The organism is Mycobacterium sp. (assembly GCF_032159565.1).
GTDB lineage: Bacteria > Actinomycetota > Actinomycetes > Mycobacteriales > Mycobacteriaceae > Mycobacterium.
This window is the reverse complement of the sequence record NZ_JAVHWR010000210.1, coordinates 14,941-34,786: the sequence shown is the minus strand read 5'-3', so window position 1 is coordinate 34,786 and position 19,846 is coordinate 14,941. Positions and strand designations below refer to the sequence as shown.

The following is a 19,846-nucleotide window of genomic DNA, read 5'->3' as shown; positions in this document are numbered from 1 at the left end:
CCGCCACCCATCACGTCTCCTTTTCGCAGTCGCCAACATCAAGCTCATCACGGTGTACCTGTCCAGTGTCCTTGTGAGGCACTGTGCGTGACGGGGGAAGGCCCGAGAAAGCGTTGGAACGAGGCGTTCACCGCACCGATGAAGCGGGCGGGCGACGGGGGAGAAGACCCTCGGGACTCCGCAGTCGCTCGGTGACCGATTGGTGCCGCTCGCTGCCGTGTGCTCGCGGCGAAATGTAGGGAAACACCTCATATCAATGGACGGTCAAGATCGGGTAAAGGAGTCGAGCTTTCCCCATCTCGGCGATCTTGCGACCTGCCGGGCGCGTTGGCCGGAGAATGTGCCCATCGCGCGCACCGGCGAAGCATTGGCCCGGCAGGGGAGAGCATGAGAATTGACAGGACAATTGCGGTGGCCGCTGTGGTGGGCGCAATGGCTGTCGGCTTCGCAGGCCCGGCTTGGGCCGATGTACTCAACAACGGCAAGTACAACGTCGACAAAACCGGTGTTTACGCACCTGGAAACACGGCTGCGATCTGGACCGTGGATCTGTGCGGTTCCGGCTGTGCAGAAATAGTCGGTGAGAACGGCGCGACGTACGAGGCGCACCTGGCGGACGGTCGATGGACGGCCACCCTGCACAAGGCGGACGCGATCGACTGCAGGAACGGCACGTCGGCGCCGGGCACATCGGTGTTGTCCCTCGACGCCGCGACCCTTCGAGGGACCATCGTCGGCACCTCCGACGGTCCCGCCTGCGGAAGCCCGGCACCGATCACAGGAGGCGCAATGTATTTCGCCATGGATCAGGCCTGATTCCGCAACGTTTCCGCATTTGGGGTAGCCGACTACTCGTACTCGCCGCGCCAGACTCTTCGAAGATGTCCTCATGTTGCATCTGACGGCGGCCGAGCGCCGCACCGCATGGGTCTCGAAAGCTCTATGTCGCTCCACCGATCCCGACGAACTCTTCGTGACCGGTGCCGCCCAGAGGCGAGCGGCGGTGATCTGCCGCCAATGCGCGGTCGTGGCCGACTGTCTGGCCGACGCGCTCGACAACCGCGTCGAGTTCGGTGTCTGGGGCGGCATGACCGAGCGTCAACGCCGAAAACTGATACGGCAGCATCCCGAGGTCACATCCTGGTCGGAGCACTTCGCCAAACGGCCCGGCCCGCGCTGACACAAATCTGACGGTCCCTACTCGGTCGGCGGCTGCGGGCATACGATTCGGAAATGACGGAGGTCAAGTCTCGATCCAGGGTGTCGTCCTGGGTTTATGCCCTGCGTACCACCAATCCGCCGCCCGGCGCACCGGTGGACACGGTCACGCGCTGGCTCGTGGTGACCAGAGCCGCGGTGCTGCCGATGACGCTGGTGTCCGGTCTGGTCGCCGCGCTTCTGGCGTTCGGGGAGCCGGGTCTCGACTGGCGCTGGCTCGTACTCTCGCTCATCGGGATCACCTTTGCCCACATCGCCAACAATCTGATGAACGACCTGTTCGACACCCAGGTCGGCACCGACAGCACCACCTACCCCCGCGCTCTCTACGCGCCGCATCCGGTGCTGTCCGGGCTGGTGAGCCGCAAGACGCTCGTGGTGGCCATCCTTCTCGTCAACATCGCCGACCTCGCGATCCTCGTGGTGCTCACGATGGCTCGCGGCTGGCCGGTGCTCGCGTTTGCGCTCGCGGGTTTCATGCTCAGCGTCGCCTACACGGCACCACCGCTGCGGTTGAAGAAGCGTGGTCTCGGTGAGCCCGACGTCCTGGTCGTCTGGGGTCCGCTGATGGTGTGCGGTACCTACTTCTCGGCGGTCGGCACCGTCGGATGGGACATCGTGCTGGCCTCGCTGCCGTACGGCCTGCTGAGCACGACGGTGTTGATGGGCAAGCACATCGACAAGATTCCGTTCGACGAACCGCTCGGAATCCGCACGCTGCCCGTCATTCTCGGAGAGCGACGCGCCCGCGTCGTCACGCTGGCGATGATGGTCGGCTTCTATCTGCTGGTCGCGCTGGCCGTCGCGCTCGGTGCGATGCCCTGGCCCGCGCTTCTCGTCGCGCTCGCGCTGCCGCGGCTTTGGAAGATCTGGCCGCGGTTCCGGCGCCCACCACCCGGCGAGCCGCCGCCGAATTACCCGGTGTGGCCGCTGTGGTACGCGGCGCTGGCATTTCTGCATGTGCGACAGGCCGGTGCGCTACTGGTGCTCGGTCTGGCGATCGGCGCCGTGCTGAAGGTCATGTAACCGGATGGACCAGCAGTACGCATGCCTCGATTGTTGTTGCCACGGTTGACGTCTGGGTCGCATCGGGAGGAGTGACCCGCAAATCGGTGTAGGTGGGGCACTGATCGCCGCTCTTGTCGACTGCGAGGCTTTCGACGACGGCATCCGCCGACACCGATGGCGTCAGCGTCATCGTCGGCGGCTCGTCGACGCCCTCGGGCAGGCCACCCATATAGCCGCGTGGCAAGTGGTCGGCGTGCACAAGCGGCCCGCCTGCGCCGCTGTCCACTCCTGGATAGCCGGTGACCGTGCACGCACCTGCGCCGGGTGCCAGGCCGAATGCCAAGGTCACCGCCCGATGCGTCGAAGCCGGTGGGGCCGACTTCTCCGGCGCAATGTGGGCCGCGGTCGATCCCGTCGACGACGAGCACGCGGCGACGAACATGGCCGCCAGCGCAGCTGTCGCTGTAGTCGTGAGCTTCATGGTGGTCCTTGTCTGTCCGTTCCTGAGGGGACGGCTACAAGGCTGCGGTTGACCCCTTGAAGGATTCTTGGGGAGGGAGCGGAACACTGACTCGGCTCAACTTTTCGGGGATCGGTTGACGAGACCTGCGGACGTGAGGAGCAATAGATGACCTCGTCGGCAGCCACCTCGTCATCAAAACACGGATTCTGTGGCGGTACCGTCGAAGATATGAGCCTCTTGAGCGAGCTGAGCAGGTTGCGCGGCGGCCTCGGTCGGGCCCTGTTCGGTCTGGTCGCAGGCCCCAACGGGCCCGACAACAGGGCGCGCATCCACGACACACCCGGCCCGCGATGGTTCGCCGAGGACCGCCCGATCCGCCGTGTGCATGCCGACGCCTCCATGTTCGTCGGCGGCCTGCGGGCGCTGTTGTTCCAATCGTTGCACCCGCTCGCCATGGCAGGTGTGGCCGAGCACTCCGACTACCGCGGTGACCCCTGGGGCAGGCTCCAGCGCACCAGCACGTTCCTGGCGGTTACCACGTTCGGCACGGCCGACGACGCGCAACGCGCGGTCGACAAGGTGCGCGGGATCCATCGGCGGGTGCGCGGCGTGGCACCGGACGGGACGCCGTACGCCGCGTCCGACCCTCACCTGTTGGAGTGGGTGCACATCGCCGAGGTCGACAGTTTCCTGCTGGCACACCAACGCTACGGGGCGGCTCCGCTCGACCAGGACGGCCGCGACGGCTACGTGGCCGACACCGCGCGTGTCGCCGAGGCGCTCGGGGTAACCGATCCGCCCCGCACTGAAGAACAACTGCGACAACGGATCTCCGCCTACCGCCCTGAGTTGCGCAGCACGGCCGCCGCGCGGGATGCCGCCCGGTTTCTGCTGTTGACGCCGCCGCTGCCGTTGGTCGCGCGCGCACCGTACGGCGTTCTCGCGGCGACCTCGGTGTCGATGTTGCCCGCATGGGCGCGCTTGCCGCTGCGGCTGCCCTATGTTCCGCCGGTGGAGGCGACCGTCATCAAGATGGCGGGCAACGCCGTTGTCGGTGGACTTCGATGGGTGATGACGACCGCACGGGCAGAACATGACTCGGTGGCCTGAGCCCGAGAAGCCCGGGCCGGGACAGGAATCGGTGTGGGACTTTCCCCGGCCGCCGCGGGTGGAGGACTTTGCAGGCGCCATCACCGTCGAGTTGGGTGGAAACACGATCGCATCGACGACCCGGGGATGGCGTGTCCTCGAGACCAGCCATCCGCCGACCTATTATCTGCCCCGCGAATGCTTCTGCGACGGCGTGCTGCGACCGGCGTCGGGTTCGTCGTGGTGTGAATGGAAGGGCCGGGCGAGCTACTTCGATCTGGTGACCGAAACCAAGCAGGCGGCAGCGGCGGCTTGGACGTATCCGACTCCGACCGCGGGTTTCGAATCGATCGCAGGCGCCGTCGCCGTGATGGCCGCCGCCGTCGACCGCTGCACCGTCAACGGCGAGGTGGTCGTTCCGCAGCCCGGCGGGTTCTACGGTGGCTGGGTGACCAGCCGGATCACCGGGCCGTTCAAGGGCATAGCGGGATCGATGGGCTGGTGATGCCCGAACACTTGCCCCGGCCGATTAACCCGGCAGCGCAGTACGGGGCCGTGCGGGCGGAACCGCAGCCAACAGAGCGCGGGTGTACTCCTGCTCGGGATCGCCGAAGAGCTCTGCCGCGGGTCGGTATTCGACGGCGGCGCCGTCCCGCATGACGAGCACGTCGTGGCTCATTCGCTGGATGACGGCGAGATCGTGACCGATGAACAGATAGGTCAGGTGCAGTTCGCGTTGCAGATCGGCGAGCAGATCAAGGACCCGCGATTGCACCGAGACATCCAGCGACGCGGTGGATTCGTCGAGGATGAGCAGGTCGGGTTCGGTGGCAAGGGCGCGGGCGACGCTGACTCGTTGTCGTTGGCCGCCGGACAGCTCGTGCGGGTAACGCGACGCGAACCACGCAGGCAGGCCGACGAGTTCGAGCAGTTCGTCCACTCGCTTCTGGCGCGCCTGTTTTCCCTTCGCGAGGCCGTGCACTCGCAACGGCTCTTCGATCGCCGTTCCCGCGCGGGTGCGGGGGTTCAGCGACGAGAACGGATCCTGGAACACCAGGCTGATGCGCCTGCGCAGACCCTTCTCCGCGCGGCCGCGTACGCCGAACACATCGATTCCGTCCAGTGAGGCACTGCCGGAATCCGGTTCGACGAGTCCGGTGAGCGTCGCTGCCACCGTCGACTTGCCCGAACCGGATTCGCCGACGAGTCCCAGCGTCGTTGCGCGCCGAATCTGGAAACTCACATCCTTCACCGCATGAACGGTCGACCTTCCGGTCGGCGTGGTTACCGGGAACCGGACGTCCAACCCGTTCACGGCCAGCAACACCGGCGCTTCGGCGTCGGCAGGCGGCGGGCCCGACACCCCGATGAGCGGTCGGGCTTTGAGCAGTTCTCGGGTGTAGGGCTGTTGTGGGTTGTCGAACACATCGAGAATCGGCGCCTGCTCGACGGCTTGGCCGTCCTGCAGAACGGTGACGTCGTCGGCCACCTGGCCGATGACCCCGAGGTCGTGGCTGATCCACACCACCGCGGTGCCGAAGTCTTTCTGCAGATCGCGGATCAAGTCGATGATCTGCGACTGTGTCGTGACGTCAAGCGATGTGGTCGGCTCATCGGCGATCAGCAGTTCGGGATCACACGCCAACGCGATCGCGACCATCACGCGCTGTCGCTGCCCACCCGACAGTTGATGGGGATAGGAACTCAGCCGCGTCCGAGGCTCCGGCAGGCCTACCGCCTCGATCAGTTCGATTGCACGGTCCGTGGCCTGCCGCCTGGTCATGTTGCGGTGTGTCTCAAGGGATTCGGTGATCTGGCGCTCGACTGTGAGCAGAGGGTTGAGCGAGGTTCCGGGATCCTGGAACACGAATCCGATGCGACCGCCGTGAACGTCGCGCAGCACGCGGGCAGATGCCCCGACGAGCTGTGTCGCTGTCGCATCGCCCGCTCCTGCCAGCGTGCTCGAACCGCTCACGACGGCGCCGGGTGCGTCGAGCAGTCCCGTCGCTGCGAGCACCGTCATCGACTTACCCGAACCGGATTCGCCGACGATGCCGAGCGTGGACTCGCGCTCGACATAGAAGGAGACTCCCCGGACGATCGCGCGCCTGCCGATTCGCACGCGTAGGTCACTCACGGTCAATACAGGTTCAGCCACTGTGCCTCCGCGCCTCGATCATGGTGCGCTGCTTGGGATCCAGCACATCGCGCAGCGCGTCGCCAAGCAGGTTGAAAGCCAGCACAGTGACGACGATGGCGGCGCCTGGAAACACCGCCATCCACCACGCGAGTGTCACGAACCCCTGAGAGTCGAAGATCATCCGTCCCAACGACGGCTGCGGAGGCTGGATGCCAAGACCGAGGAATGACAGCGCCGCCTCGGACAGGATCGCGAACGCGAGTGACAGCGAGGTCTGCACGATCAGCGGTCCGGCGATGTTCGGCAGGATGTGCCGCCCGAGCATGTAGAGGTGGCCCGTGCCCATCGTGCGTGACACCTGAACGAAGGGCTCCACCCGCACGCTGAGCGTGCTGGCACGCGCCACGCGCGCGAAGATCGGGGTGTAGACGATGCCGATCGCCAGAATCGTCGTCGTCACACCCGGACCCAGGATCGCCACCACCGCCAAAGCGAGCAGCAGCACCGGGAAGGCGAACATCACGTCGACCACCCGCATGACCACGGTGTCCAGCCAGCCGCCGCGGTAGCCCGCGACCACGCCGATCGTCACACCGACCACGACGGCGAACGCCACACTCACCACGGCAACCCGCATCGACGCCTGGATGGCCACCAATACCCGCGACAGGACGTCGCGGCCGAGTTCGTCGGTGCCGAACCAATGGTCGTCGCTGGGCGGTCGCAACGCGTTCGGCACGTCGACGTCATTGATGCCGAACGGCACGATCCACTGCGCAGTCACCGCGACGACCGCGATGAGCGCGAGCACGATTGCGCTCGCCACCGTGACCGGGTTGCCCGCCAGCAATCGCAGGGCCGAGAGCCGCGGTTGGTCTTCGACGGTATCGCTGTCGATGGGGGTGTTCGACGTCATGACAACCGGATCCTCGGGTCCACCAACGCATACAGGAGGTCCACGACAAGGTTGATGAGCAGAAACAGCGCTGCGATGAGGAGCACCGCACCCTGGATGACCGGATAGTCGCGCGCCGCGACGGCGTTGTAGACCAACCGGCCGAGACCGGGCCAGGCGAACACGACCTCGACGACGATGACGCCACCAAGAATCGTCGCCAACTGGATGCCGGTGATGGTGAGCACCGGGATGGCGGCGTTTCGGACGGTGTGTCGCACGGTGACCACCCGCGGCGGCAATCCCTTCGACCGCGCGGTGCGCACGTAGCCCATTGCGGCGACCTCGAGTACGGCCGACCTGATGTACCGGGTCATGATCGCCGCGGCGACGAGTCCCACGGTCAGTCCGGGCAGGATGACGTGCCGCAACCAGCCGCCCGGATCGTCGAACAGCGCTCGGTATCCGGACGTCGGAAGCCAGTGCAGGGTCGACGCGAAGAGGGCGATCAGCAGGATACCCATCCAGAAGTCGGGGATCGACACTCCGAATTGGCTTGTGACGCGGACGATCGCGTCACTGATGCGGCCCTCGTGCAGAGCGGACCAGACTCCGGCGGGCAGCGAGATGAGCAGGGCGATGACGATCCCCACGGCGGCGAGCGACACGGTGGCCGGCAATCGCTCGAGCAGCGTGACCGTGACGGGGTCGCCGTTGCGGAAGCTGACACCGAGGTTACCGGTCAGCGCATTGCCGATGTAGCCGAAGAACTGCTCGATGACGGGACGGTCCAATCCGCTTGCGCTGCGCAGTGCGTCATAGGCCTGGGGTGTGTACCGGGTGCCGAGCGCGATGCGGACGGGATCGCCGGGAACCAGGTGCACGAGCATGAAGACGACGACGAGCACCCCGACCATCACGACGATCGAATACAGCAGTCGTCGTGCCACGAACCGCACGACCGGATTCGTCACGATTCGGATCATTGCGACCCGCTTTCGCTGATGCTCGCGGCCCGGAAGCGAATGGCCTTGTCGCGGCGCGCTTCATATCCCGACATGCCCTTGTTCCACGCCTGGATCACCGACGGGTTGTAGAGATAGATGTAGCTGCACTCGTCGCCGATGATCGTGGCGGCTTTCCGGTAGATATCGGCGCGGGCGTCTCGGTTCGTCTCGACGCGGCCGGCGTCCAACAGCCGGTCGACTTCGGGGTTCGAATACTTCTGCGCGTTGCTGGTGCCGCCGGTGTGGTGCTGGGCGTAGTAGAAGTCGTCGGGGTCGATGTTGCCGAGCCAGCCCATCATCAGCATGTCGAAGTGGCCGCTGTTCTGTTCGTCGAGCCAGGTCGCCATGTCGACGGTGCGGATGTTCACCGTGATCCCGAGCGGCGCAAGGTTGTCGGCGATGATCTGGGCGGCGGTGACCGTCTCCGGATACTCGTTGGTGACCAGCATATCGAGGTTCTGCGGCGACGCGTTCGCTTCGCGCAGTAGGCGTTTGGCCTGCTCGATGTCGTAGTGGTACTTGCCGAAATCGGTAGAGGCGTAATTCCCTTTCGGGATTGCGAGTTCGTTCTTCGCGGCGGTGCCGTAACTGGTGGCGGCGATGATGGCGTCGCGGTCGATCCCGTAGGCGATCGCCTGCCGAACCCTGACGTCGTTCCATGGCTTGCGTGTCTCGTTCAGCGCGAGGTACCAGTAGTCGTTGCTCGGCGTGACGGCGAGGTTGACGGAGTCGTCGTCCTTCAGCTGGTTCACCCGCTGCGTGGGAATCGAATCGGTCCAGTCGACTTCACCGGCCTGCAGGGCCGACAGCGCAGTGGATTTCTCGGGGATGAATCGGAAGATGACGCCGGACACCTTCGGGGCACCACCCCAGTAGGCCGGGTTGGCCTTCAGCGATATCGAGTCACCGCTCTTCTGGGATTCGAATGCGAACGGACCGGTGCCGATTGGGTGGGTGGCGATTTGGCCGCTTTCCACGTTCTTGCGTTGCACGATCGCCATGCCCTTGAAGCCGCCGAGGTTGGTGAGGAGGTTCGGTGTGGGCTGCTTGAGGCGGATGACGACGGTTTCCGGGTTGGTCGCCCGAACATCGGTGACGGCGCTGAGCTTGTCGACGTTCGCCAGCTCCTGGTCGATGATGCGGCGATAGGTGTAGACGATGTCGTCGGCGGTCAGTGGGCTGCCGTCATGAAACGTGACGCCCGGGCGTAGATGAAAGGTCCAGGTGAGCTGATCGGGGCTGACGTCCCAAGATTCGGCGAGCGCAGGCCGCATCTCGAGGTGGGCGTCGGGTTGGACGAGGGTGTCGTAGACGTTTTCGAGGACTTCGAACGAGAAGTAGGCGCTGGTCTTGTTGGGGTCGAGTTGGTCGGGCTCCCCGGCGATCGCTGCCACCAGGCGTCCCGACGAGTTACCGCCGAGATCGACCCTTTCGCCCGTCGAGCAGGCAACGAGGGCGAAGAACAGTGCGGCGATGAAGCCAACGGCGGACCACCTCGCCGCTCTCGCCATCACCATCACCCCGAATCGTCGGCCCTTCGACTACTACCCGGGTTGCACGGTGATCGAAACGCCCAAGCTCGGGGTTTCACGCTTTACATTGAATACTCTATGATTTCGAGTCATGGCCAAGCCGCCTTTGTCGATGAAGCCGACCGGATGGTTCCAGGTCGCCTGGTCAGACGAGATCAAGGTCGGCGACGTGCACCGGATGAAGTACTTCGGCAGAGACCTCGTCGCGTGGCGTGCGCAATCAGGACAGCTGACCGTCATGGACGCCTATTGCGGACATCTGGGCGCGCACCTCGGCTATGGCGGACATGTGGTGGGCGAGGTCCTGCAGTGTCCGTTCCACGGTTGGCAGTGGAATCAGGACGGCCGCAACGTGTGCATCCCGTATCAGGACCGGCCGAACCGCGGCCGTCGCATCCGCACGTTCCCGGTGGTCGAACGCAACGAATCGGCCTACATCTGGCATGACATCGAGGGCCGCGACCCCTACTTCGAGGCACCCGACATCTTCGCGGGCTTCTCCGATGGCAGCGCCGCCGCCGACTACTACCCCCAACAGCGGTTGTACCGCGAGACGTTGGAGATGCATCCGCAGTACGTCCTCGAAAACGGTGTCGACTTCGCACATTTCAAGTACGTGCACCAGACTCCGATCGTTCCGGTCTTCACCCGCCACGATTTCGACGAGCCGGTGTCCTACGTCGACTTCACGATCACCTTCGAAGGTGACGAGAACCAGACCATCGACGACGTCCGCAGTGGCGTCGAAGCCATCAACGGCGGTCTGGGAATCGCTGTGACGAAGAGCTGGGGGATGGTCGACAACCGGACCATCTCGGCGGTCACGCCGGTAGACGAGAACACATCCGATGTCCGCTTCATGGTCTACATCGGCCGCCGCGCAGGAGACGACTCGCCGAAGGCGGAGGCCAAGGCGCGCGATTTCGGACACGAGATCATCCGGCAGTTCACCCAGGACATCCACATCTGGGCACACCAGCGCTATTCGGATCCGCCCGCGCTGGCAGGCGCCGAGCAGCAGGGCTTCACCGCCATCCGCAACTGGGCCAAGCAGTTTTATCCCGACGGGATCGGTGGCAGCGCCGCCGAAGTGTATGCACAGAAAGGTCGAACCGAATGAGCCTCACCGCCAAGCCGATTCGTGTGTTTCAAGTCGCGACGGGCAACGTCGGTTCGGAGATGATCAAGCGCATCGCCGATCAGCCCGATCTGGAACTGATCGGCGTGCACTGCTACTCGCCGGAGAAGGTCGGCAAGGACGCAGGCGCGCTGGCCGGCTTGGCGCCCAACGGCGTGAAGGCCACCGGCACCGTCGAGGAGATCATCGCGGCCAGACCCGACGTGCTGACGTTTCACGGTGTCTTCCCTGACGAGGATCTCTATGTGAAAGTCCTCGAGGCGGGCATCGACATCGTCACCACGGCTGACTGGATCACCGGCTGGCATCGCGACACCAACCACCCGCACCGGTCCGGCAAGCCGGTGTCCCAGTTGTTAACTGACGCTTGCGAGAAGGGCGGCTCGACCTTTTACGGGACGGGCATGAATCCCGGCTTGAATCAGATTCTCGGTGTGGTCTGTTCGGCCGATGTCGCCGAGATCGAGAACGTCACGACGATCGAGTCCGTCGATGTGTCCTGCCACCACAGCAAGGACACCTGGATCGAGGTCGGTTACGGGTTGCCCGTCGACGATCCGAGCATTCCGGGGAAGCTGGAGCGCTACACCCGCGTCTTCGCCGACAGCGTGCTGATGATGGCCGACTGCTTCGACCTGGAACTCGACGAGGTCAAGTTCACCTATGAGTTGGGTGCGTGCACCAAGGATGTCGACCTCGGCTGGTACTCGCTGCCCAAGGGATCGCTTGGCGGCAACTACATCCGTTACCAGGGCATGGTCGACGGTGTGCCGAGGGTGGAGACACACCTCGAGTGGCAGATGACTCCGCACACGGATCCGAGCTGGGATATCAAGGGCTGCTACATCACTGCGATCAAGGGCGACCCGTGCGTCTACAACAAGCACATGATCTTCCCGAAGCCGGGCGTCGACCTGTCGAATCCGGACAACTTCGCGTCGATCGGTATGACGGTCACCGGGATGCCCGCCCTTGCGGCGATCAGGTCGGTGGTCGCCGCCCCGCCGGGACTTGTGACAAGCGCGGATCTGCCGCTGCGCGGATTCGCCGGTCGCTTCAAGCTGTGACGCGGCTCAAGCGACGCGCAGCTGTAGCCGTTCGAGCCTGCGCACGAGCAGGCTCGGCAGCCACCGTCCGGTGTCTGTCGCCTCGATGTGCGACGTGCGCTTGAGGAGCTCGCCGATGACGACCCTGGCCTCCAGCCGCGCGAGCGCCGCCCCGACACAGAAGTGCGCTCCCTTTCCGAAGCTGATGTGCCCCTTCCCGCCCGTGCGGTCCAGCCGAAACTCATTGGCATTCTCGAAATGTGAGGGATCCCGGTTGGCCGCGCCCCACAGAAGCACGAGACGTGATCCCGCGCCGAGATCCACACCGCAGAGTGTCGTGTCGTTGAGCACGTGGCGATAGTGTCCCCGGAACGGCGGTTCGTAGCGCAGCACCTCTTCGAGGAAAGTGCCGAGGAGTTCGGGGTTTTCGCGCACCCGCTCTTGGACGTCGAGGTGATCCGCCAAGACATGGGCAGCGGACCCGATCAACGATGCGGTCGACTCGCCACCGGCGCTGAACAGCGTGATCATCATGGTCATCGCTGCCACTTCCCCCAATTCGCCTGACGCACAGGCCGTTGCGAGGTCACTGAGCAGATCGTCGTGCGGGTCGGCGGCCGCCCGCGCAAAGTGTTCACCGATGTAACCGGAGAGCTCCATGACCGCAACGCCCGCATCGGCGAGTCGGTTCTGGTCGACGAGTCCTTCCACCAGTTGGGTGGTGGCGTAGCCCCAGCGCACCAGCTGCTCGATGTTCACGTCGGGCACACCGATGAGCCGCGTGACGATCATCATCGGCAGCCGGTTGGCCATTGCCGTCATCCATTCGATGACGCCGGCCTGCACGCCTTCGTCCCACAATCGGCCATTGGTTTCTTCGATGAACGGTTCGAGCGCGTTGATTCGCCTCGCCGCCAATTGCGGCACCAACACTCTTCGGTGCGTAGCGTGGGCTGGATCGTCCGCAGTTGCGAGAGCATGAATCTCGTCGCCGAGTTCGCCCATCCGGAAGGCACCCACCTTGCCGCCTTGGTATGTCATCGTGGCGGTCAGGTTCGAGGAAAAGTCCTCCGGCCGGGCGATGACGTCGTTGACCGCGTCCCAACCACTCACCGCGTGGAACCCGGAGTCTGCGATGGGGTGAACCGGCCCTGCCGCATGCATGCGCTCATACAGCGGATAGGGATCCTGAACGAATTCGTCGTCGAATAGCTCGATACCAAGTTGATCTCCGCGCACCGGCATCCCTCAAGGCTGATCGGGGCGGCGGCGCCGCGTCAACGGTGGGCGGTGAAGTTGAAAAGTGCAGGTCGATCGGCATGTGGTAGGTCGTCTCACGCCACGGCTCCGACCTGCACCAGCGGTGAGAATTCTGGCCAAATTCGTCTCAAGGTGAGAAAGTTGAGGCTGTGACTCGCAGCGACTGGCTCGTCGGTGGTGATCGACGCACTGCCGCGGCCGAGCGCATCTATGCCGTCGCGACAGACATGATCGCGCGGGATGGCATGGACGCATTCGACATCGACGCACTGGCATCCCGGGTGCACTGCTCCCGAGCGACGATCTACCGCTGCACCGGCGGCAAGCGCCAGATCCGTGACGCCGTGATGGAGCGCTCGGCAGGTCGGATCGTCGACGTGGTGCGAAAGGCCGTCGACGGGCTGGCCGGCGCGCAGCGGGTCATCACCGCGATCACGGTGGCGCTCGAAGAGATTCGATCGGATCCGCTGGGCCAGTTGATGTTCAGCGCGATTCGGGGTGCAGAGGAAAGGGCCTGGCTCACCGAATCTCCTGTGGTGGCCCGCTTCGCAACCGACCTCAACGGGTTGACCGACGACGACACCGAGGCTGCTCAGTGGATCGTCCGTATCGTGCTGTCGCTGTTGTACTGGCCTGTCAGCGATGCAGACGTCGAGCGTCAGATGGTGAAGCGCTTCATCTCTCCTGCGTTCGCTCCGTGAATAGAATCGAATCACAACCATGGCCACCAACGTCTCGCCACGTCGACCCGTCAACGGAAAACAACTCCGTGCGGACCGCACACGGGCGATGGTCATCGACGAAACCGTGCGGTGTGTCATCGAGGAGGGTTTCAACGCCGCGAGCGCCAAGCACATCACCGAGCGGGCAGGTGTCACGTGGGGAGTGATCCAGTATCACTTCGGCGACCGAGACGGCCTGCTGATGGCTGTGGTGGACGAGGGGTTTGGCCAACTCCTGGAAACACTGCGCGGCATGGAACCGGAATTGGCCTCGACGGCCGGCCATGCGAGGGCCGAGCTGGTGGTCAGTGCGGTCGCCGATGCGTTCTTGAGTCCGACATCGATTGCCGCACTGGAGATTTTGATCGCGACACGCTCCGGACGCGCCGACGTCGACCAAAAGCATCTCCTCGAACTGTTCTCCACGCTCACCCGTCTCGGCCGATATGTCGCCGACGGGCTCGAGCCCGACCGCGCCGACGCGGTCGGAAATCTGATCTGGACGGCGTTGATGGGGGCGATGGTCGCCAAGATGGCGGTGCGGGGACCCGTCGACGTCAGCCGAGAACTGCGCGCCCTGACCGACGTGGTCGCCGCCTACGTCGACCGGTATCGGACCACCTAGAAACGCGCCGACTTGGTCAGCGGCCCGCCGTCGGCGGACTGCAGGAAACAGATGGCGGTACTCGGGGTGGGATTGTTCGTCGTCCGGTCCTGATTCGAGTCGATGAGATAGGTCACCCGGAAGGCGCTGCCGTTGAAAGGCTGCCCGGTGTAGTCGACGAACCCCGTGGCGCACTTCTCACCGGCGACCTGATCGATCGCCGTGTCCACCTTCAACGGCGCAAGGAGGTACACCTCCGCCTCGTGCGGCGTCGCACAGTCGACGACCGTGGTGGTCACGGCGCCGGCCTCGATCGCGGGAATCTCGGTCAAACAGTCACCGACCTGCAAGTCGAACCAGTTCTTCGGGTGCGGGATGGGCGAGGTAGCCAGGACGACGGTGGTTGTCGCGGCGGCAGAAGACGTCGAAGGCGGTGCGCTGCCGTGACCGCCTGTGGCACAGGACGGCAGCAGGACGAGTGCGGTCAGCGACGCGCACACGCGCGCCGTCCTACTGCTCGGCCGCATCCTTGAGAATCTGCGAGGCGACCTTCTGGGCATCGTCGTGATCGTCGGCGTCACAGGAGAAGCCCTCGACGATGAGGTTGGAAACCACCCCCATCGCGTGCTGGCACGTCCCCTCGAGGGAACCGCTCACCGCGGCTTTCAGTGACATCGTGCGCTCGTCGACGTCTTGGACCTGGTCCGGCACCCACGCCCCGTCCTCGACCTCGATGTCCTTGATCTGCGCGCACTTGCGCCAGGTGTCCTTGGACGCCTCGAAGAATTCGACCGCCTTGTCGGAGGTGTCGAAGAGGACGAGCGTCTGCTCGACCAGCCGCCCGTCGTCCTCACCGCTGGCCTCCAGAAGCAGCTCGTCGCGGATCGCGGTCCAGTCGGTGTTGGCGTACACGGCGTCCTCACCCGGGTAGATCGCGCCGAGGCAATCCCTATCGGTCACCAGATCGGCGTTGTCGTTCATCTCCGCGGCGGAATAGAACGACTCCAACTCAACGCCCGAGATCTTGTTCAGCGCGCTGTTGCTGAGCATCAGGCCCTCCAGGTCGGCGTCCAGGAGCGCGGGCACATCGTCGGCGGGCACGGAGGAGCGGGGCTTGACGGCGGCGCCTTGCACGGTGCTGGTGCAGCCCGTCGTCAGCACGCCGAACGCGATAGCCGCACAGAGCGCGAACACCGGCACCGGCCTGGTCATGGCGGGAGTCTAAGACGTACAGGCTCTCTGCGGCGGTGATCGCCAGACGGTGGCTGATCCTTGCTGCCGGTGGGCGGCACTGTGATACTCCTTGCAATGGCCTGAGGAGGGGACATGGGGACGATCGCTCGTCTGCTGGGCATTGCCGTCGTTCTGGTGGGTGCGGCACTGAGCACCGCGGGCCCGTCGTCGGCGGACGACGTCATGGAGGGCATCTACACGTTCAATGCCGAGGGTTCGCCTGCTGCGGAGTGGACGATCTACCCGCTATGCACACCAACCGTGGGCGACCTGCGGGTCCCGCTGGAATTGCCGGTGGCTTGCAAGTTGAAGGTCGTCAGCGCGACTCCGGCCAAGAACACATTCGAGCTGAACAATCTGAACTGGGGCGGAGACGCCACGCTGACGAGCGGGACGTGGGCCCTTACGACGAATAAGACCGACGGGTTTCAGTGTGCGGACGGCAGCACGGCGCCCACTGTCGACACCTACAAGTTCGACGACGTGTCGCTCACCGGCACCCACACGTCTCTCCACACCGCGGTCTGCGGCGCGGCACCGGGCATGACCAAGACGCCGTTCACGCTCGCATTCGAAAAGCCGCTCCCGATCCCCGTCGACCGCTATCCGCTGGTGTGCGAACCGGCAGGCAACCGCCTGTGCAGGTGATGACCGCTATACGGTGAAGCCGCCGTCCACGTTCCAGTTCGCCCCGGTGATGTACCCCGTGTCGCTCCCGGCCAGATAGGCCACGACGGCCGCAACGTCACTCGGTTGACCGTAACGACCGATTGCCATCATTTGCTTTGCGCCCTCGGCGATTTCGCCGGAATCGGGATTCATGTCGGTATTGATGGGCCCTGGTTGGACATTGTTGACGGTGATCCCGCGCGGCCCCAACTCGCGAGCCAGCCCACGCGTCAGGCTGGCGACCGCACCCTTCGTCATCGCGTACACCGCCAGGCCCGGCACGGGTACCCGGTCGGCGTTGATGCTGCCGATGTTGATGATCCGTCCACCAGCGCCGAGGTGGGGGACCGCCCGCTGAGTCGCGGTGAAGACGGCACGGACATTGACTGCTACCAGCCGGTCGAACTCGGCCAGCGCGAACGTCTCGATGTCTCCAAGGGTCGCGATACCGGCGTTGTTCACCAGGATGTCCAACCCGCCCAGCGCAGCCACCGCGTCATCGACCGACTTCGCGACCTGCTCGGCGTCGGCGCTGTCGGCTTGGATGGCGACCGCTGTACCGTCGCCGGCGGTCACCTCGGCCACCAGCTTTTCGGCCTCCTCGGCCGATTTGCCATAAGTGAAGGCGACGGCTGCGCCGTCGGCGGCCAGTCGCCGCACGATCTCGGCGCCGATGCCACGGGATGCGCCGGTGACCAGTGCCCGGCGACCTTGCAGGTTCGTCATGACGTGGTAAAGCCAACTCTGCGGGCGAAAATTCCCTGTGGGCTAGGGTCAGCGGTTGATGAGCCCGCCAACCCGGCTTGAGCGCGATGAGCAGCGCACCGAGCGGCCGCTTGTTGCGGTGGCGCCGGCAACCGTGACCACCTTCGGATGCGTCAGGCTGCAGGGTGGGGACGCGGCATGCAAACAGATGAAAGGCAATAGATGACCAAGCGGATTGTGGTGTGGGGCACCGGCTTTGTCGGCAAGATGGTTATCGCCGAAGTCGTCAAGCATCCACTGTTCGAACTGGTCGGCGTCGGTGTCAGCAATCCCGACAAGGTCGGCAGCGACGTCGGTGAGATTTGCGGTCTGCGCGCGCCGCTGGGTCTCACTGCCACCGACGACGTCGACGCTCTCATCGACCTCAAGCCCGACGCACTCGTGCACTACGGCCCGACGGCGGCCCACGCCGAGGACAACATCGCGCTGATCACCCGTTTCCTACGCGCCGGCATCGATGTTTGTTCGACCGCGATGACGCCGTGGGTCTGGCCGACCATGCATCTGAACCCGCCGAATTGGATCGCACCCATCACCGAGGCGTGCGAACTGGGCGAATCGTCGTGCTTCACCACCGGCATCGATCCTGGCTTCGCCAACGACCTGTTCCCGATGACGTTGATGGGGCTCTGCTCGGAGGTTCGGACGGTACGGGCTTCGGAGTTGCTGGACTACACCAACTACACCGGGGACTACGAGCGGGAGATGGGCATCGGCAGGCCGGCCGAGAAGAAGGCGATGTTCGAAACCCCTGATATCCTCGTATTCGCCTGGGGCGGAACAGTTCCCATGATCGCGCATGCGGCGGGCATCATGCTTGACGAGATCACCACCACCTACGACAAATGGGTGACTCCCACCGAACGCAAATCAGCCAAGGGCGTCATTTCCGCGGGCAACGTCGCCGCCGTGCGGTTCACCATCAACGGCGTCTACCAGGGTGAAACCCGAATTCAGCTGGAACACGTCAACCGCATCGGCGACGACGCCGCCCCTGACTGGCCGACCGGCAACCAGAACGACGTGTACCGCGTCGATATCGAGGGCACCCCAAGCATTTTCCAGGAGACGGCATTTCGATTCACCGACGACTCCGGCCGGGACGCCGCGGCCGCGGGTTGCCTGGCGACAGGAATGCGTGCGCTCAACGCGGTACCCGCTGTCAACGACCTGTCGCCGGGCTGGGTGACCCCTTTGGACCTGCCGCTGATCGCCGGGATCGGCACCGTCCGCTGAGTAACGCACGCGAGCCCGTCCAGGATGAACGATAGGGTTGGCCGCGAGATTGGATTGACATGGCTGATGGAGTAGGGCTGTCGGTTGGCGCCACCAACCTGACGGCGATAGCGGTGGGCCGGGCCGCGGTGACGCGGTCCGCCGTGGTGACCCTTTTTCCGAACCGGCCGCTCGAGGTCGGCGTGGCCGGCGAGAATCCCAGGCTGAACGCCGACGACCGCGGCGTGGTCATCACCGATTTCGTGGACCGCGTCGGCGATCCGGTGGGCATCGTGGCACCCGACGGCAGCACCCACCGCGGTGAGGTTCTGCTCGCCGAGGCGCTGCGCGCGCTTCTCTACGAGGTGAGCAACGGCCGAGGGGCCGGGGACCCCGTCGTCGTGACCCACCCCGCGCATTGGCGCCCTGCCAGTGTGGAGGCGCTGCGCGGGGCTCTTTCCCAGACGCGCGAATTCGCCACGACGGCGTTGGTCTCAGACGCGACGGCGGCTGTCACAGCGTTGGGCGACGATCCCGGCCTGCCGACCAGCGGCGTGATCGCCCTCTGCGACTTCGGCGGCAGCGGCACCAGCATCACGCTGGTCGACGCCGGCGCCGGCCAACCGGTCGGCGAGACGGTGCGCTACGCCGACTTGTCCGGCGACCTGATCGACACGGCCGTGCTGACGCAGGTCCTCGAGGGCCTGCCCGATGCCGGATCCGCCGACATGACGGGCACGTCCGCGATCGGTCCGCTGAGCAGGCTGCGCACCCAGTGCCGGGCCGCCAAGGAGCGGTTGTCCACCACGGCGGCCACCTCGCTGGTCGCCGAACTGCCCGGACAGCGTGGCGAGGTCCGGCTCACCCGCAACGAGCTCGACGACTCGATCCGGCACCCGCTGACCGATTTCGCCGGCGCCCTGCAGGAGACCCTTGACCGCAACGGCGTGCGCGCCCTGGCCGCCGTCGCCTCCGCGGGCGGCGGCGCGCGCATCCCGCTCATCACGACGACGCTGTCGGAGCACTTCGGTGTCCCGGTCGTCACCACCGCGCAGCCAGAATTGACCGCCGCGATCGGCGGCGGCCTGAACGCCGCCCGCGGGACGGCCGAGGAGGGTGCGACGGCCTTGGCCGAAGCGCTGAGTCCGCCGGCCGCGGCGGCCGCCGCGGTGGCGGCCACCCAGATGGCGCCGGAGGTCCACCCGGATGACATGGGCGCCGGCCCGTCCTCAGGGCTGGCCTGGTCTGAGGCCGACGACGTTCCCGATCTGGTTGCGTCGACCGATCAGTACGACTACGCGGGCGCGGCCCCCACCGACGGGATGGCCGGCCCGCGTCCGCCGATGCGGTTCGAACCGGAAACCGACCAGTACGAGGCCGAGCGGCGGCGAAGTCCGTTCGCCCTGCTGATCGCGGGCCTGGTGGTGGCGCTGCTCGCCATCGCGTTGGCGGTGTGGTTCGTGCTGCGGAACAACGAGAGCACGCCGTCGCCGTCGTCGACGACCACGACGGCTACGACCACGGCGGCCGTTCCACCGCCGGCATCCGAGGCTCCGCCGCCTGCGAGCGAGGTGCCGCCGTCGGAGGCGCCGCCACCGGTGACCCAGACCATCACCCCCGGACCGGAGACGGTCACGCAAACCCAGGAGCCGCCGCCGCCTCCGCCCACCAGCGCGGCGCCTCCGCCGCCGACATCAGAGGCTCCGCCGCCGCCGGCGTCGCCGGAGCCGCCGCCGTCGCAGCCCCCGTCGAGCCCGCCGCGACTAATCCCGAACTACCCCACCATCCCGGGCCTACCCTTCGTTCCGGCACCCGTAATACCTCCGGCTCCCTAGGCTCTCG

At 65.5% G+C, this 19,846-nt stretch carries 21 protein-coding genes; 12 read left to right on the top strand and 9 right to left on the bottom strand.

The window, feature by feature from the left end; all coding sequences use genetic code 11:
- The first annotated feature begins 387 nt into the window (after positions 1-387).
- The 3 genes from QOC76_RS28650 to QOC76_RS28640 all read left to right on the top strand — a co-directional run bounded on the left by QOC76_RS28650 (position 388) and on the right by QOC76_RS28640 (position 2,244).
- Positions 388-816, top strand: a complete 429-nt coding sequence (locus tag QOC76_RS28650) for a hypothetical protein (protein ID WP_526362918.1) — start codon at positions 388-390, stop codon at positions 814-816.
- 73 nt (positions 817-889) lie between these two features.
- The gene (locus tag QOC76_RS28645) at positions 890-1,180 is read left to right on the top strand and encodes a WhiB family transcriptional regulator (RefSeq protein ID WP_526362916.1); all 291 of its coding nucleotides are present in this window, start codon (positions 890-892) and stop codon (positions 1,178-1,180) included.
- 53 nt (positions 1,181-1,233) lie between these two features.
- The gene (locus QOC76_RS28640; RefSeq protein WP_526362914.1) at positions 1,234-2,244 is read left to right on the top strand and encodes a prenyltransferase; all 1,011 of its coding nucleotides are present in this window, start codon (positions 1,234-1,236) and stop codon (positions 2,242-2,244) included.
- Here QOC76_RS28640 and QOC76_RS28635 read toward each other — a convergent pair.
- Complete coding sequence (locus QOC76_RS28635) at positions 2,237-2,707, bottom strand: DUF4232 domain-containing protein (protein WP_526362912.1); 471 nt, start codon at positions 2,705-2,707, stop codon at positions 2,237-2,239. The two genes, QOC76_RS28640 and QOC76_RS28635, sit on opposite strands and share 8 nt — an antisense overlap.
- A 210-nt stretch (positions 2,708-2,917) precedes the next feature.
- Here QOC76_RS28635 and QOC76_RS28630 point away from each other — a divergent pair, with 210 nt between their 5' ends.
- Positions 2,918-3,799 carry an oxygenase MpaB family protein gene (locus tag QOC76_RS28630; protein ID WP_526362910.1) on the top strand — a complete coding sequence of 294 codons (882 nt, stop codon included), beginning with the start codon at positions 2,918-2,920 and terminating at the stop codon, positions 3,797-3,799.
- A complete protein-coding gene (locus QOC76_RS28625) occupies positions 3,783-4,283 on the top strand; it encodes a DUF427 domain-containing protein (RefSeq protein ID WP_526362908.1) in 501 nt (166 codons plus the stop codon). The genes QOC76_RS28630 and QOC76_RS28625 overlap by 17 nt, the downstream gene beginning before the upstream one ends.
- 24 nt (positions 4,284-4,307) lie before the next feature.
- Here QOC76_RS28625 and QOC76_RS28620 read toward each other — a convergent pair whose 3' ends face one another.
- The 4 genes from QOC76_RS28620 to QOC76_RS28605 are packed head-to-tail and all read right to left on the bottom strand — an operon-like array spanning position 4,308 to position 9,331.
- Positions 4,308-5,915 carry a dipeptide ABC transporter ATP-binding protein gene (locus QOC76_RS28620; RefSeq protein WP_526362906.1) on the bottom strand — a complete coding sequence of 536 codons (1,608 nt, stop codon included), beginning with the start codon at positions 5,913-5,915 and terminating at the stop codon, positions 4,308-4,310.
- 13 nt (positions 5,916-5,928) lie between these two features.
- Positions 5,929-6,834, bottom strand: coding sequence for an ABC transporter permease (locus QOC76_RS28615; RefSeq protein ID WP_526362904.1), 906 nt, complete (start codon positions 6,832-6,834; stop codon positions 5,929-5,931).
- Positions 6,831-7,799 carry an ABC transporter permease gene (locus tag QOC76_RS28610; protein WP_526362902.1) on the bottom strand — a complete coding sequence of 323 codons (969 nt, stop codon included), beginning with the start codon at positions 7,797-7,799 and terminating at the stop codon, positions 6,831-6,833. Before QOC76_RS28610 ends, QOC76_RS28615 begins: the two co-directional genes overlap by 4 nt.
- Positions 7,796-9,331: an ABC transporter substrate-binding protein gene (locus tag QOC76_RS28605; RefSeq protein ID WP_526362900.1), complete on the bottom strand. Its 1,536-nt coding sequence runs from the start codon at positions 9,329-9,331 to the stop codon at positions 7,796-7,798. The genes QOC76_RS28610 and QOC76_RS28605 overlap by 4 nt, the downstream gene beginning before the upstream one ends.
- Before the next feature lie 112 nt (positions 9,332-9,443).
- Here QOC76_RS28605 and QOC76_RS28600 point away from each other — a divergent pair, with 112 nt between their 5' ends.
- Together QOC76_RS28600 and QOC76_RS28595 are read left to right on the top strand one after the other, a co-directional pair.
- The gene (locus tag QOC76_RS28600; protein WP_526362898.1) at positions 9,444-10,472 is read left to right on the top strand and encodes a Rieske 2Fe-2S domain-containing protein; all 1,029 of its coding nucleotides are present in this window, start codon (positions 9,444-9,446) and stop codon (positions 10,470-10,472) included.
- A complete protein-coding gene (locus QOC76_RS28595; RefSeq protein WP_526362896.1) occupies positions 10,469-11,557 on the top strand; it encodes an NAD(P)H-dependent amine dehydrogenase family protein in 1,089 nt (362 codons plus the stop codon). The genes QOC76_RS28600 and QOC76_RS28595 overlap by 4 nt, the downstream gene beginning before the upstream one ends.
- A gap of 6 nt (positions 11,558-11,563) precedes the next feature.
- Here QOC76_RS28595 and QOC76_RS28590 read toward each other — a convergent pair whose 3' ends face one another.
- Positions 11,564-12,781, bottom strand: a complete 1,218-nt coding sequence (locus tag QOC76_RS28590) for a cytochrome P450 (RefSeq protein WP_526362894.1) — start codon at positions 12,779-12,781, stop codon at positions 11,564-11,566.
- 164 nt (positions 12,782-12,945) lie between these two features.
- On the opposite strand from QOC76_RS28590, the gene QOC76_RS28585 reads away from it, so the two are divergent.
- Both QOC76_RS28585 and QOC76_RS28580 read left to right on the top strand, forming a co-directional pair.
- Positions 12,946-13,497 carry a TetR/AcrR family transcriptional regulator gene (locus QOC76_RS28585; RefSeq protein ID WP_526362892.1) on the top strand — a complete coding sequence of 184 codons (552 nt, stop codon included), beginning with the start codon at positions 12,946-12,948 and terminating at the stop codon, positions 13,495-13,497.
- A gap of 19 nt (positions 13,498-13,516) precedes the next feature.
- Complete coding sequence (locus QOC76_RS28580; protein ID WP_526362890.1) at positions 13,517-14,143, top strand: TetR/AcrR family transcriptional regulator; 627 nt, start codon at positions 13,517-13,519, stop codon at positions 14,141-14,143.
- Here the strand turns inward: QOC76_RS28580 and QOC76_RS28575 are convergent.
- Both QOC76_RS28575 and QOC76_RS28570 read right to left on the bottom strand, forming a co-directional pair.
- On the bottom strand, positions 14,140-14,622 hold the full coding sequence (locus QOC76_RS28575; RefSeq protein ID WP_526362888.1) for a hypothetical protein: 483 nt from the start codon (positions 14,620-14,622) through the stop codon (positions 14,140-14,142). The genes QOC76_RS28580 and QOC76_RS28575 overlap by 4 nt on opposite strands.
- Positions 14,623-14,632: 10 nt before the next feature.
- On the bottom strand, positions 14,633-15,334 hold the full coding sequence (locus QOC76_RS28570) for a sensor domain-containing protein (protein WP_526362886.1): 702 nt from the start codon (positions 15,332-15,334) through the stop codon (positions 14,633-14,635).
- Between the two features lie 114 nt (positions 15,335-15,448).
- On the opposite strand from QOC76_RS28570, the gene QOC76_RS28565 reads away from it, so the two are divergent.
- Positions 15,449-16,003 carry a hypothetical protein gene (locus QOC76_RS28565; RefSeq protein WP_526362884.1) on the top strand — a complete coding sequence of 185 codons (555 nt, stop codon included), beginning with the start codon at positions 15,449-15,451 and terminating at the stop codon, positions 16,001-16,003.
- A gap of 6 nt (positions 16,004-16,009) precedes the next feature.
- On the opposite strand, the gene QOC76_RS28560 is transcribed toward QOC76_RS28565, so the two are convergent.
- Positions 16,010-16,750 (bottom strand): SDR family NAD(P)-dependent oxidoreductase, encoded by a 741-nt coding sequence (locus QOC76_RS28560; RefSeq protein WP_526362882.1) that lies wholly within the window; start codon positions 16,748-16,750, stop codon positions 16,010-16,012.
- A 201-nt stretch (positions 16,751-16,951) separates the two neighbouring features.
- Here QOC76_RS28560 and QOC76_RS28555 point away from each other — a divergent pair, with 201 nt between their 5' ends.
- Positions 16,952-18,025 (top strand): NAD(P)H-dependent amine dehydrogenase family protein, encoded by a 1,074-nt coding sequence (locus tag QOC76_RS28555; protein WP_526362880.1) that lies wholly within the window; start codon positions 16,952-16,954, stop codon positions 18,023-18,025.
- A 59-nt stretch (positions 18,026-18,084) separates the two neighbouring features.
- Positions 18,085-19,839 carry an Hsp70 family protein gene (locus tag QOC76_RS28550; RefSeq protein WP_526362878.1) on the top strand — a complete coding sequence of 585 codons (1,755 nt, stop codon included), beginning with the start codon at positions 18,085-18,087 and terminating at the stop codon, positions 19,837-19,839.
- Positions 19,840-19,846 lie beyond the last annotated feature (7 nt).

Bases quoted from the DNA above. Each gene is read 5' to 3' on its own strand.
- QOC76_RS28635 (WP_526362912.1), bottom strand. From the start codon at position 2,707: ATGAAGCTCACGACTACAGCGACAGCTGCGCTGGCGGCCATGTTCGTC.
- QOC76_RS28605 (WP_526362900.1), bottom strand. From the start codon at position 9,331: ATGGCGAGAGCGGCGAGGTGGTCCGCCGTTGGCTTCATCGCCGCACTG.
- QOC76_RS28580 (WP_526362890.1), top strand. From the start codon at position 13,517: ATGGCCACCAACGTCTCGCCACGTCGACCCGTCAACGGAAAACAACTC.
- QOC76_RS28595 (WP_526362896.1), top strand. From the start codon at position 10,469: ATGAGCCTCACCGCCAAGCCGATTCGTGTGTTTCAAGTCGCGACGGGC.
- QOC76_RS28645 (WP_526362916.1), top strand. From the start codon at position 890: ATGTTGCATCTGACGGCGGCCGAGCGCCGCACCGCATGGGTCTCGAAA.
- QOC76_RS28650 (WP_526362918.1), top strand. From the start codon at position 388: ATGAGAATTGACAGGACAATTGCGGTGGCCGCTGTGGTGGGCGCAATG.
- QOC76_RS28610 (WP_526362902.1), bottom strand. From the start codon at position 7,799: ATGATCCGAATCGTGACGAATCCGGTCGTGCGGTTCGTGGCACGACGA.
- QOC76_RS28570 (WP_526362886.1), bottom strand. From the start codon at position 15,334: ATGACCAGGCCGGTGCCGGTGTTCGCGCTCTGTGCGGCTATCGCGTTC.
- QOC76_RS28630 (WP_526362910.1), top strand. From the start codon at position 2,918: ATGAGCCTCTTGAGCGAGCTGAGCAGGTTGCGCGGCGGCCTCGGTCGG.
- QOC76_RS28560 (WP_526362882.1), bottom strand. From the start codon at position 16,750: ATGACGAACCTGCAAGGTCGCCGGGCACTGGTCACCGGCGCATCCCGT.
- QOC76_RS28590 (WP_526362894.1), bottom strand. From the start codon at position 12,781: ATGCCGGTGCGCGGAGATCAACTTGGTATCGAGCTATTCGACGACGAA.
- QOC76_RS28565 (WP_526362884.1), top strand. From the start codon at position 15,449: ATGGGGACGATCGCTCGTCTGCTGGGCATTGCCGTCGTTCTGGTGGGT.
- QOC76_RS28625 (WP_526362908.1), top strand. From the start codon at position 3,783: ATGACTCGGTGGCCTGAGCCCGAGAAGCCCGGGCCGGGACAGGAATCG.
- QOC76_RS28615 (WP_526362904.1), bottom strand. From the start codon at position 6,834: ATGACGTCGAACACCCCCATCGACAGCGATACCGTCGAAGACCAACCG.
- QOC76_RS28550 (WP_526362878.1), top strand. From the start codon at position 18,085: ATGGCTGATGGAGTAGGGCTGTCGGTTGGCGCCACCAACCTGACGGCG.
- QOC76_RS28600 (WP_526362898.1), top strand. From the start codon at position 9,444: ATGGCCAAGCCGCCTTTGTCGATGAAGCCGACCGGATGGTTCCAGGTC.
- QOC76_RS28640 (WP_526362914.1), top strand. From the start codon at position 1,234: ATGACGGAGGTCAAGTCTCGATCCAGGGTGTCGTCCTGGGTTTATGCC.
- QOC76_RS28555 (WP_526362880.1), top strand. From the start codon at position 16,952: ATGACCAAGCGGATTGTGGTGTGGGGCACCGGCTTTGTCGGCAAGATG.